11 protein-coding genes are annotated in these 12,747 nt (G+C 52.6%); 8 read left to right on the forward strand and 3 right to left on the reverse strand.

What is annotated here, in order from left to right:
- Position 1 precedes the first annotated feature (1 nt).
- From KOR42_RS03775 to KOR42_RS03795, 5 genes are all read left to right on the forward strand, one after another.
- Positions 2-1,432, forward strand: coding sequence for a sulfatase family protein (locus KOR42_RS03775; RefSeq protein WP_146507274.1), 1,431 nt, complete (start codon positions 2-4; stop codon positions 1,430-1,432).
- Between the two features lie 346 nt (positions 1,433-1,778).
- The gene (locus tag KOR42_RS03780; protein ID WP_197440831.1) at positions 1,779-3,089 is read left to right on the forward strand and encodes an MFS transporter; all 1,311 of its coding nucleotides are present in this window, start codon (positions 1,779-1,781) and stop codon (positions 3,087-3,089) included.
- Positions 3,090-3,232: 143 nt separating this feature from the next.
- A complete protein-coding gene (locus KOR42_RS03785) occupies positions 3,233-4,243 on the forward strand; it encodes a ribose-phosphate diphosphokinase (RefSeq protein ID WP_146507276.1) in 1,011 nt (336 codons plus the stop codon).
- Positions 4,244-4,311: 68 nt separating this feature from the next.
- Positions 4,312-4,635 (forward strand): non-heme iron oxygenase ferredoxin subunit, encoded by a 324-nt coding sequence (locus KOR42_RS03790; RefSeq protein WP_146507277.1) that lies wholly within the window; start codon positions 4,312-4,314, stop codon positions 4,633-4,635.
- Between the two features lie 210 nt (positions 4,636-4,845).
- The gene (locus KOR42_RS03795) at positions 4,846-5,331 is read left to right on the forward strand and encodes an FHA domain-containing protein (RefSeq protein ID WP_146507278.1); all 486 of its coding nucleotides are present in this window, start codon (positions 4,846-4,848) and stop codon (positions 5,329-5,331) included.
- A gap of 127 nt (positions 5,332-5,458) precedes the next feature.
- Here the strand turns inward: KOR42_RS03795 and KOR42_RS03800 are convergent, their stop codons facing one another.
- Positions 5,459-5,650 (reverse strand): Flp family type IVb pilin, encoded by a 192-nt coding sequence (locus KOR42_RS03800; protein WP_231740623.1) that lies wholly within the window; start codon positions 5,648-5,650, stop codon positions 5,459-5,461.
- Positions 5,651-6,004: 354 nt separating this feature from the next.
- Between KOR42_RS03800 and KOR42_RS03805 the strand changes: the two genes are divergently transcribed.
- Together KOR42_RS03805 and KOR42_RS03810 are read left to right on the forward strand one after the other, a co-directional pair.
- A complete protein-coding gene (locus KOR42_RS03805; protein ID WP_146507279.1) occupies positions 6,005-6,490 on the forward strand; it encodes an Hsp20/alpha crystallin family protein in 486 nt (161 codons plus the stop codon).
- The gene (locus tag KOR42_RS03810; protein ID WP_146507280.1) at positions 6,487-6,912 is read left to right on the forward strand and encodes an Hsp20/alpha crystallin family protein; all 426 of its coding nucleotides are present in this window, start codon (positions 6,487-6,489) and stop codon (positions 6,910-6,912) included. The genes KOR42_RS03805 and KOR42_RS03810 overlap by 4 nt, the downstream gene beginning before the upstream one ends.
- Before the next feature lie 41 nt (positions 6,913-6,953).
- Here KOR42_RS03810 and bioA read toward each other — a convergent pair whose 3' ends face one another.
- Together bioA and KOR42_RS03820 are read right to left on the reverse strand one after the other, a co-directional pair.
- Complete coding sequence (gene bioA, locus KOR42_RS03815; RefSeq protein WP_146507281.1) at positions 6,954-8,333, reverse strand: adenosylmethionine--8-amino-7-oxononanoate transaminase; 1,380 nt, start codon at positions 8,331-8,333, stop codon at positions 6,954-6,956.
- 218 nt (positions 8,334-8,551) lie between these two features.
- Entirely contained in the window at positions 8,552-11,155 is a 2,604-nt protein-coding gene (locus KOR42_RS03820; RefSeq protein WP_146507282.1) for a CehA/McbA family metallohydrolase, read from the reverse strand.
- 403 nt (positions 11,156-11,558) lie between these two features.
- Here KOR42_RS03820 and KOR42_RS03825 point away from each other — a divergent pair, with 403 nt between their 5' ends.
- Positions 11,559-12,701: a hypothetical protein gene (locus KOR42_RS03825; protein ID WP_146507283.1), complete on the forward strand. Its 1,143-nt coding sequence runs from the start codon at positions 11,559-11,561 to the stop codon at positions 12,699-12,701.
- Positions 12,702-12,747: the final 46 nt, after the last annotated feature.

The raw sequence follows: 12,747 nt of genomic DNA on the forward strand, positions 1-12,747 counted from the left end.
CGTGAACTCCGAAGTCCGATCGCGTCCAAACATTTTGTGGATCTGCAGCGACCAGCAGAGATACGACACGATTCATCGTTTCGGGAATTCGCTGATTCACACTCCCAACATCGATCAGATTGCTGATCACGGCATCAGTTTCGATCAAGCATATTGTCAAAGTCCGGTGTGCAGTCCGAGTCGTGCTTCGTTTCTCACGGGACGCTATCCACGAAACACTGGCTGCCGACAAAATGGCCAGACGATTCACTCAACCGAAAGACTCTTGCCTCGCATTCTGAAAGATCATGGCTATCGGTGCGGACTTGCGGGGAAGTTGCATCTCAGTTCCTGTTCCGAAGGGAAAGTTGAAGAAAAAATCGACGACGGCTACGACGTCTTTCATTGGAGCCATCATCCGCAGCCCGACTGGCCAGAGAATGCCTACCAGCAATGGCTCGCATCGAAGAACGTTTCCTGGGAGGAATTGCTGACATCTCCGGAAGTAGGATACGTTCGGGAAGGTGTTCCCGCCGAGTACCACCAAACGACGTGGTGTGCGGAAATGGCGATCGAATTCATTCGCTCCACAACCGATCAGCCATGGATGTTTTCGGTCAACATGTTTGACCCGCATCATCCTTTCGATCCGCCGGCGGAGTACCTGAAACGCTATCGGCCGGAAGAGATGCCTCTTCCCAAATTCCAGAAAGCGACACTCGATCAAAAGCCAAGCTATCAACAACTCGATCACGTCTGGGCACATAACGACGTCGGCGGAATGAGAGTCGATACAATCACGCCGGCTGAATCGCAGCGAATCACAGCGGCCTACTACGCCATGGTCGAGTTGATTGACGATCAAGTGGGACGCATGATCGAGACACTCCGAGAGACGGGGCAACTCGACAACACCATCGTCATTTTCATGTCGGATCACGGGGAGATGCTCGGCGACCATGGCTTGTATCTCAAAGGTCCCCACTTCTATGAGGAAGCTGTTCACGTTCCGTTGTGCCTGCAATGGAATAACGGGTTCCAGAAGTCTCGACGTTCGTCAGCACTCGTCGAATTGACGGACCTTGTCCCCACTCTTTGTGAAGCTGTTGGAATTCCTCTTGAAGAACAGTTCCAAGGCAGAAGCTTTCTTCCACTCTGTGTGGACGATTCCCCAGTCGACGAGCATCGCGACTCAGTATTTTGCGAATACTTGAATTCCTGGACGCACGAACATTCGTACGCGACGATGCTTCGCACCAACACCCACAAGATCGTGGTCTATCACGGAGTCGATGAGGGAGAGCTTTACGATCTCGAAAGTGACCCGGGCGAGTTCGTCAATCTTTGGTCCAACCCATCAGCTGCGCAGCTCAAAACGGATCTGATGAAACAAGCATTCGACCGAAGTGTTCTCTCCATGGATCCTCTCCCGAAACGGCGTGGCAAGTTCTGAGGACGGCTTTGGAATCGCGATGATGAACTCGCAATCTCAGCCATATCACTTTCGTTTCGCAGCCACTGGAATACATAAGCCGATGCAAGATGCTTCCACATTACATGCATCAAAAACAGCTGATCCATACGGCTGAGCGATCAATGTTTCCGCATGAGAAAGCCCCGAGCCATTCACTCGTGTGGATGTGTCGATCGGCTGGCAGAATAGATTCAAGAATCTCGAAAAATCGGTGAACGTCTTCATTTCCAATTGCCTCTTCAGTGGTATGGTCGAACGCGAACCAAGCCCATGACGGAACGACCCGTGACGCGTCTGTTTCGCATTCTTGAACATGGATGGACGAATGAATTCTTCCGATTTGGCAATCAGTCGAAGTTCGACACTTCCGTTTTACTACGGATGGGTCATGCTCCCGCTCGCCATGCTGGCATTGGCAGCAACTTCTGTCGGTCAGACATTTGGGATCTCGACGTTCAACGCTCCCATTCGCGAATCGCTCAATCTGTCGCACACGCAACTCGCCGGTGCTTACCTGATGGGAACGCTGTTAGGGGCGATTCCGATTACGTACTTCGGTCGCTTAATGGACCGCTGGGGATTGCGAACGACAATGCTCGTCACGTTGATCCTCCTCGCTGGAGCCTGCCTCGTGCTTTCAATCAGCATGAACTGGTTCATGCTATTGCTGGCGTTCTGCTTTCTGCGAATGCTCGGCCCCGGCACGCTTGCCATGCTGAGCGGCAATACCCTGGCGTTCTGGTTTGACCGGCGACTCGGACTGGTGGAGGCGTTTCGGAAAATTGCCATCTCCGTCGCCATGGGGACTGTCCCGGCGATCAATTTGTGGATGTTGACCTTCCTCAACTGGCGGGAAACTTACGCGATCTGGGCATGTGTCCTTTTGGTCGGTCTGGTCCCGCTATTCGTTTGCCTCTTTCAGTCGCGGCCCGGGGATGTCGGTCAGGTAATCGACCACGGTCTCGATCGATCGAAATCGGAATCGATCCAGTTCAACGGTCTCACATTGCATGAATCGATGCGAACGTTCGCCTTCTGGGCGATCACATTCGGGGCCGGTTTGAACGCGCTGGTCATGACTGCAGTGGTCTTCAACCTGACACCGGTTCTCGCAGAACGAGGACTGAATGAATGGGATCACGCGCGATTCATGTCCGTTCTGGCAGCATGCATGGCGATCACGCAATTCATTGGAGGAGTCCTGGCCGACTACGTTCCCCCCAAACCACTGATGATTGCTGGCCACCTGGGATTGGCTGGTGGATTGGTTTTGCTTTACCAGTCCGATTCCTCAGCGACTGCCCTTCTGGCGGGCGGACTGCTCGGGAGTGGTCAGGGAACATTTTTCGGGATCTCTCATCCGCTCTGGGCACGCCGATTCGGTCGACTTCATCTCGGTCAGATTACAGGCTTTGCCATGACAACAATGGTCGTGTCATCGAGCGGAGGACCGTTCGCAATGGGACTGATCAAAGATTGGCAGGGATCCTTCGATCCATCCTTGATTCTGTTCGCGCTCATGCCTCTCCCAGTGATTGTCTTTACATTGCTGGCCCGAATGCCAGATCCTCGAGACCAAGACATGAAATTCGCGAACGAAAACGCTCCGACACAGGACAATTCGGCGGAAGGGTAATTTCCGCCGGAGTTTTCGTCCCGAAATCACTTCCGGAGAGATCGGCAAGTGCACGACGCTTGTGTCGTCTCCCCGGACCGATATGATGCCATCATCGTTGGAATCTTCCTCAATTGTTCATCATTTCAACCTAGCAGTCCGGCATGTCATATCGACCGAACAACGGTCCCCGTCCGCAAGCGTTTCAGCCTCCGCAAGGGGAATTGGCGATCATTGCCGGTTCAGCGAATAAGCAACTGGCCGCAAAAATCGCCAACGAATTGGGAGTGAGATTGACTCCCTGCGAGGCACACTACTTCAGCGAAGGGAACGTCTTCGTTCGCATCCTCGAAAATGTTCGCGGCTGTGATTGCTACGTCATTCAGGGAACGCACCAGCCGGTCAACGACAATTTCATGGAGTTGTTGTTCTGGATCGATGCACTCAAACGCGCCAGTGCACAACAGATCACAGCCGTCATCCCCTTCTTCAGTTATGCCAAAGGGGACAAGAAAGACGAACCGCGAGTATCGATTCGTGCTCGCGTGTGTGCCGATGCCCTTGAAGCAGCCGGGGCGGATCGATGTTTGATGATGGACCTGCACTCACCGCAGATTCAAGGATTCTTCCGGGTTCCCGTCGATCACCTTTACGCTCGCTATGTCCTTTGTGATCACATCAAGTCGTTGGGAATCGAAAACCTCGTGGTCTGTTCCCCGGACATCGGATTCGCCAAAGGGGCGTCAGCTTACGCAAACTACCTCGGCGTTCCAGTTGTCATTGGAAACAAAACCCGACGCGACCACACCGAACGGGCCGAAGTTCTGGAACTGATCGGAGACGTCGACGGGCGCAATGTCCTGATCGTCGACGACTTCACCATTTCCGGTGGGACGCTGATGTCGATGGCGGATGTCCTCAAAGACCGAGGTGCAAACGACATTTATGCTGCCGTTTCCCACGGAGTCCTTTCCAAGGGTGTCGCTCCCCGGATCGCGAAGAGTGGCATCAAGCAGTTGTTCATTACGGATACGATCGAACCTCAGAACGACCCATTGCCCCACAACATCTCGGTTGTTTCCGTCGCAGAGCTTTTTGCTGAAGCCATTCAATCCATTCATGACCGAACGAGTGTCTCACAGCTGTTCCCTGACGGGGCTGTCCCGAGCGAATAGAGTTCATCGCAATTCCCGGCTCCCTAGAATGAGGCCGGAATGTCAACAATATTTGGAATTCGCAGACCATGAGTGATCGCTTCGAACGAGTTGGTTCAACATCGGAACTTGGCGACGGGGATCGACTTTCTGTCATCCTGGGAGACGAAGTCTCTGCCCTTGTGATTCGAATCGCAGACGACTACTACTGCGTCGAAGATGTCTGCACCCATGACGGTCAACCGATGACCGATGGCGAGTTAAACGGCTGCGAGTTGACATGCCCGCGACACGGGGCGAAGTTCGACGTTCGCACAGGCAAAGCACTCTGCATGCCCGCCACGCAACCGGTCGAAACATTCGAAGTTGAGATTCGGGGCGAAGACATCTTCGTCAAATATCCGAACGACTGACCCTCCTCCGTTGTTTCACCGCTCTCGCCGAATCCCGGTTCATTCGATCCATTCTGCGTTTGGCCGCAAAAGACGCAGGAACATTCGAAGCGAGTGTGATCGACCGACTCAGCGCTGAAATTCCTGATTTTCATCGGCAATGACCCGGTAATGCGATAACATTCCAAGTAACTCCTGTTCTCTGCTCCCCAAAAGCAAGTGGATGTGCGGATGATTCTGGTTCCACTCGCAGGCGGTGCTCCGATCCATCTTGCCAAGGCGGTCATGTTTATTGGTCGGGGAAACGAATGCGACATTGTTCTCAAAACGAGCCGCAAGGTTTCTCGAAAACATTGCTGCATTGCGCAAATTGACGACACCTATCTCATTCGGGATCTCGGCAGCATGAACGGGGTTCGAGTCAATGAAGCGAGTGCAAAACCCGAACTCCCATTGAACCACGGAGACGAAGTCTGGGTTGGAGATGTGGGGTTCCGTTTTCAGGCAGCGACCGCAAAAAGAAAAGTCGCTCCCGCGCCGAAAACTTCTCCGCAGAAACCGATCATTTCGAAGGGACCGGTGAGTACAGAATTTCCTCGGGCGATTCCTGAAGAGAGCGATGACTTCATCATCGAGCAGACGGGCGCACACCTGTTTGATCAGTTGAGAGAAGTCGAACAGGCCGATTCCGACAGCGAAGAAAATTCTTCCAGCTGACGAACGTAAAATTCACTGAGTTCTTTTGCCGAATCCTGACGGACCGTTCGCGAAGTCGCAGAGAATCCACCAACAAACATTCACTGCGAAGTATGTCTTTACGAAGACGAAAACAGAGAACAATGGCTTAGAAGCCGTGCCGTTCCAACTCGCTCAGATTCTTTCCCCACATTCCGGTTTGCCCGTCACCCAAGGCGCGGACGGCCCCGATGCAAACTGCGAGGATCAACGCAAGCATGACCGCGTACTCAACGGACGTCGGCCCACTTTCGTCAGCGAGAAACTTACGAATCGAACGGATTGAGTTGCCAGTGAACACAGGATTCTTCCATTAGAAGTCAACAGATTTGAGACAGCTCGACGCATAGCTGGCCTCGACAATTCAGGGGGCTCAATACATTCCGTCATGAAACCTAGCCCCCAGTTTGGGGGAGTCAAACTGTTTCAGCGAATTTGCTTAAAAAAACGGTTGCATCACCGAGAAGATTAACGCCGTCTGTCAGATTGACAGCCTTTGTTCCCTTTCACCCGCACAGCCCTCACAAAAAACAGTTGCGTAACCATCTGCTAAAATTCAACTTACGCCCACAGGACGCTCCTCGTCGGGGTAAAGGCGCAACATTTGCTCTTTCCCTCTCCCCTCAGAAACATTGTGTGGCTAAATAGGTTGAACATGCCCGTTTTCCGATGGGGAAGTGCATTTGACGCGTTTCGCGACTTGGAACGTGAAGTCGATCGTTGGGTTCGAAGCATGGATATTGCTTTCGAGAACCCGAGAATTGGTCGCCCCTATCCAATGCTCAATCTCTACGACCTGGGATCCGAATACCTGATCACGGCCGAGCTCTCCGGATGCACAGCTGCCGAACTTGATCTCACCGTCGCCAACGGAGTGGTCACGATGCGAGGAAAACGAACTCCGGCGGGCGACGTCCCCGAAGATCGATTCCGTCGTCGCGAACGCCCGATTGGAAACTGGGAACGTTCGATTTCAGTTCCCGAGCGGATCAACGACGACGATGTGCGGGCGGAATTGAATGATGGATTGCTGAAGCTTTATCTTCCCAAGACTCCATCCGCTGCACCGAAGCAGATTCCAGTCACCAAGGGACGATCGGAGATCTCGAACGAAAACGCCACAGAGGGAGAGTCCCGATGAGTGAAACCATCGAACCGCAACAGCCTGAACGTGACGACTCCCCAAATCGTGACGACTCTTCGCTTTCACAATCGGAAGAGAGTCCACAACGATGGGTCCGGACTCCTCCAATCGACATCTACGAAACCGAAGAAGGTTTGGTGTTGTGTGCCGATCTTCCTGGCGTGTCCGCAGAGAATCTCGATCTACAAGTCCAGGACAATCGTCTCACCCTTTTCGGTCGAGTCGACATGCCGAACGATCGGTTGGAAACACTCGTTCATCAGGAGTATCACCAAGGTGATTTTCTCCGTTCATTCATCCTCAGCGATGATGTTGATCACGAACGAATTTCCGCAAAGTTGACCGATGGCGTTCTTGAAGTTCGCTTGCCACGTGTCCCGAGGTCGCAGCCTCGCAAAATCTCAATTCAGGCAGATTGAGAGTCAACCGCTTTCTGATCCATTCCCGGATTGAACTGGACTCAATTCATCTCGCCGGATTCACTTGTTGCTTCGTCAATCGACTCAATCACAACCCGGCAAAGCTTCTTCACAAGTTCCTCAGGCATAGCCGGTGCAGGCATTAAGACGACGGTGTCACCCAGGGGGCGAAGGATGACTCCACGCTTTCGGGCTGCCAAAGTCACAAGATGACCTGTTCTTCTTGTTGCAGGATACCGTTCAAGCGGAGTGCGAGACCGAACGAACTCGATACCCACCATTGTCCCTTTCTGGCGGATCTCTGTGACATGGGGATGAGAACGGAGAAGCTGCAATTCGTCCTCAAGAACTCCTGCGATTCTTTTTGCGTTCTCAATCACGGAGTTCCGTTCCAGCAAGTCCAATGACGCCAACGCAGCCGCGCATCCCAGGGGATTGCCGGTGTATGTGTGACCGTGAAAGAACGTTCTTCCGGCGGATGGATCTCCTAAGAACGCTGAGAAGATTTCTTCACTCGCCATCGTCACCGCCACCGGGAGATAGCCGCCCGTAATCCCTTTGGCCAGACACATCAGATCCGGTTCAACATCTTCTTGCTCGCAGGCAAACATTGTCCCGGTTCGACCGAAGCCAACCGCGACTTCGTCACAGATCAACGGAATCCCCGCCTTCTTCGTCAGGTCTCGAACGTGCTGCAAATAGCCGGGGGGATGAACAAGAATTCCTGCCGCCCCTTGAACGAGAGGTTCGATCACAAATGCATTCAACCGTGATCCGTATTCTTCGATGATGTTTCGCACCTGATCGAAACAGTCTGTCACCTCGCGATCGCGCGTCTCTGACGGAGAAGAATGAACCGAAGCGGGCGACGGGACACTGACTGTTTGAAACAACATCTTACCGTAGACCTGGTGGAACAGTTCAATGCTTCCCACACTGACGGAACCGATGGTGTCCCCGTGATAAGCTCCGCTGACCGTCCCGAACAGGTCTCGCTCTTCTGGCCCGGAAGGTTTTTGCCGATGGAACTGCCACGCCATTTTGAGGGCAGCTTCCACAGCCGTTGAGCCACTGTCGGAATAAAAGACGCGCGTCAGCGACTTTGGTGTGAGATCGACCAGTCGTTTGGCAAGTTCGATGCTGGGAGTCGAAGACATTCCCAGCAATGTGGTGTGGGCAATTTTCCCGAGTTGATTCTGGATGGCGAGATTGATCTCCGGGACATTGTGGCCATGCACATTGCACCACAGAGCGGAGATCCCATCGAGATAGCGATTTCCCTCGACATCGATCAGCTCAAAGCCTTCGCCGGATTCGATAATCGGCGCCTCTTCTGACTTGTACGCTTCCATCGGAGTGAAAGGATGCCAGACGTGGTCGTTGTCCCATTGTCGGAGTTGGTCGACTGTCGAATTCTGCATTGTGTCACTTATTGAATCGCAAAGAAAATCGCTGATGAATTGCAAAGCCCACCCCATCGTGCGCGAACTCGCAGAGTGGATGTCGCTCAGCGTGCAGTTGAGTGAGTTTGTGTGAAAACGACAATGCCCAGTTCCACAAGACGCAGAACTGGCGTGAGTCTCAAACGCAATTCACTCGCAAGAGTTCGCGAGAACGGTTTCGGTTCTCAGGCTGCTTCTCAATCCCCTTTGACGGGGAGCGGGCGGCCAAGCGTGTCGTAATTGGGCTCGAATCCATTGCCATCCACGTCGACGAAAATGGGGTTGGTCACTGCAGTCGGATTTTCACCGGACTTTCTTGGTCCGACGACAGGCCCGAGTTGTGTGTTCCTCCCCCCAGCCACAGCGACAAGATGCGCGTCCGTGTCGAGTTTCAGTGGAATGTTGAACGAAACATTTTGAGTCAACTTCCCACCTTTGCCTCGTTTTTTGAATGCCTCCGGATGCTCCTCGCGTGTGAAGATCAAGTCTTCTCTCGCTCGGCCATTGACGAGAACGAAGACAGTGTCGACTTCGTGCCAGTTGGGACATTGAACAGCAATCTCGAGTTCCACCTGACCGGACGGAGCTGTGAGATCCTGCCCCACTCCAGTCGACGTTTCATCCGCTGTTGCGGTGAACGAAAGAAAGGGACCATTCGACATCACAACGCGTCCCTCTTCCGATGACCGGACGATTTCCATCGGATCGATTTGACTCGGCTCGTCGGTGGAACATTCAATCCAGTTTCGCAGCCAGCCCGATCCATGAAAGTTGTAGTGTGCGTCCGTATTGACCACTCCGGGAATCCGTTTTCCCTGATTCAGCAACTGCAACCACTTGAAGATCCGATTCGACTTCGCTTCTTCTGCTGTAACGTCGTCAGTCTTGCAGAGCACTAAGGCACGATCGATTGGATGAATTTCCATCACGTCAATGAGGGAAATGGCGTGCGAGTGTCCATGGTCGTGGGTTCCGTCGCCATCCTTATCATAGACCAGCCAGCCGACATCCGGATGATTCTGCTGAATCAGCTTTTCGCTTCCATTGTCCCAGGCAGCCAGTCGTTGAACTTGTCGCTCCACATCTGTATCCGTCGTCGGACCGCCACCATCTTGACGATGAGGATGGTGATGCATCGGGAAAACATTCTGATGATTCAGCGGCAAAGGCTGTCCAGTCAATTCCATTCCGGTGACCGAGGAGATGAACTTCTTGATTCCCAATGCTTCGAAATGCGGCTCATAAGTCGTGATTCGATTGTGTTCGGTACACGGTGCGAATTCGATGTGTTCACAAACAAGATTGAGAACCCGTCCCCGCTGACTGGCGGTATTGTCTCCGGATGGGGAACTGTGGCTGTGAAAGTCACTACTGATCCAACCGGGTGTTGAAACGGAACGATGAAGAGTGACTTCATGCTCAGTCACCGATGAGACAGTGATCTCCGTCTCGAACTCTTCGCTTGAGTACTCAGGTCCGTGACTGACCCGGATCAGATAACGCCCCGTCGGAAGCACTTGTTCACAAACTCCGTTTGGAGTGTACCGAAGGTTTTGAACTGCGAATTCTGCGGAATCGGGACCGAATACGGGAGACGGTGTTCCATCGACACCGATGATTTCAATCTTGCTGGGAATCAGTGTTTGTTCTGAGTCAGCGACCTTAAGTGCAAGTTTCCCGGGTTCATATTCCGGCAACGACAGGTCGATCCGGTAGGAGGAAGTGGTTGTTGACGGAGTCACGGTAAATTCCTGGACTCCCAAACTTGTTCCGAACTGAGAGATCCGAGCTTCCCCGACGCCGACAGCCACTTGCGAGGAAGCTTCCCCGTTCTCGTTCGTTCGCAAGCTTCCCGAATGAGTTCCGCCGTTGCTGAATTCGATCAACGCATCGATAACAGGGGCTCCGTTGCTGTCGGTCACTGAGAATGTGGTTTCTTGAAACGCGTTCGTCTCACCGGTTTGAAGATTCGCGACGGCATCGGACAAAGTGCGTCCCGCCGCAATTCGGCGAACGATGACTTCGCTGGCATCCGGCCCGATCTGCTTGAGGTCGTTTCCGTCAGTTGACAGATACTTGAGCGTTGAATTTCGAGAATCGCTATTGGATTGAATCCGGATTTCAGGGGATGCCGGACTGATCACATAAGCCTGCCCCCAGTATTGATCATCGATGAAGTATTGAGCAGTTGTTCCGTTCGGAGACTTTGTCATGCGCTCGTTTCCGCCATCAGCACGAATCTTGTCTGATGGAAGAATGGTCAGAGTCTTCTTCCCCGCGTTGATGTATTGCGTGCGAATTGTCAGTGCTCTGTCGTCAACTCCCAACTCGTACGTTGTCCGAATCGCGGGACGACTGTCAGTTCCGTGAGCGATGACACTAATCGACGCCGTACTCGCCTGCGTCTCCAAATCCGCCGAAATGCTCTTTTCTGGTTGGCCATCGAAACCTGCTTCCCAATCAGAATAAAGAACTCCGTTTCCGCCGGGATAGAAGCAGCTGAGCTGATCACTTTCATCAAGAGAACATGCGAGATCGATCAGACATCCACCGACGGAACGAACGGTCATATTTGCATTTCGCGTTGGAACCGGTTTCGCAATCACCGCCACGAGATGCTGGTTCCGCAACACGATATCTCCATAGATCGCATCGACTTCTTTCCCTTCGGGAACAAACTGTTCCCAGTTTTCCTCGCTGAGGATTGCGACCTCGACGTGGTCCGTCGCAGCTTCGTAGGAGAATGCCATTCCCACGACGTAAAGAGAGAGTGTGACAATTCCCAGGATGAAGATTCGCATCAGCGGAGACCTTGCTGTCGGATGACTTGGAGTTCATCGGAGACGATACTCCAGCAGGTATCGAGACTCAATCGTCCACCCACTGACAAGCTCGAATGTATTGTTCCAGAAAATGAGGCTTTACAAAGTCTTTATTGATTCTTCGTCGATCCCCAGCCACGATACACCACGATGAACGCCTCGCCCAACCTGATTCTCCCTCCAGTCACTCAACCGGAAAATGCTCCCGCCCCGAATGGATTCCATTGGATTCAATCGAATTGAGTCGGTTCTCGAAACACCTATGGAACGAAATCCAGCTTCAACACGAGTTCAAGAACTCTTCAAAGCTTTTCCTGCTCGCGAAGAATGATTTCAAGAGCTTTGACAATCCCTCAAGTTTCCTGTTCGCCGTCCATGGACAATGTCTCACCTGCATCTCACTTTGCTCTCTGTGATTTCAACGTTCATACTCGTTGCCGGTTGCTCCGGACAAAGTGCCAAGCCTGAAAACGCTGGCGTTGAATTCTCTGCTCCGACTCAGCTTCCCGCCTTGCTGCTCAGTGAACTGCAAGGCGACACCCCGCGCACGATTCGATGCCCGGTTCGAATCCACAACAACAGCGACAGAAACCAACAGGTGGTTCTCACGGGAACTGGATGTTCCTGCTACGGCGTTGTAACAGACAACGATGAACCATTTGAGACTGGAACGGAAAGAGAAGTCGGAAGCGGTCAGAAACTGACTCTCGCCATTCAAGGTCAGTCTCCGCAAGAAGAGTCCCGGAAGACATACACTGCTGACTTCGAAATCACTGCTGAGGATGGAACCAGGAGCGTGCAGAGAATCTTGTGTACTCAACAGGTTTATCAGGATTTCAAAGCCGTTCCCGCATTGATTGAATGTGAGATGAGCCGGAACTCACCGCAGTTCGAGAACAGAGAACTTGAAATCACTCGATATTTCCGAAGTGACTCCCCAACAACGCCAACTCCCGTTCTTGATGGCGTCCCGGACGATGTCCGTGTGAAATCGATTCGCATGGTCGATTCTCCGATTGAAGTCGAAACCGGGTTGTGGCATGCAACATGGAAGATCGATCTTGAGATTGAAAGGCAAGACCTGACTGGATCAGCCGATCGAATCGACACTCTCAATGTTCGTCTTCCCTCGTCGGAAGAAGCAGCGGCTCCGGAGACGGCTTCCGATCCCGTTGCTGCACATGCTGCAATTCGTCTGGTGCGCCGATCGAGTCGCCCAATCGCCTATCCAGAACGAATTCATTTCGGTCAATTTCAAGTGGGGACACCAAAAACTCGCAGCTTGTTCCTCGTTTCAAAAGAACAGATTCCGTTTCGAGTCAGCTACGCCGCACCCGATGAAGAGACATCGATCGAAGTTCAATTCGAAGACGAAGCGAAGACGTCACACAAGTTGACAGTCACATTGAATTCGGTCCCAGCTGGAGAGTTTTCCCGGACGTTGAAACTCAACACGAACCTCGAAGAACAGAGCGTTATTGAGATTGAACTGCTTGCCCGAATTCTTCCTCCTTTAGATGATTGACCTTGTCCACCTCACCGGCAGCAACTTATTATCCAGCAACAACTTT

The organism is Thalassoglobus neptunius, from assembly GCF_007859735.1.
Taxonomy (GTDB): Bacteria; Planctomycetota; Planctomycetia; order Planctomycetales; family Planctomycetaceae; genus Thalassoglobus; species Thalassoglobus neptunius.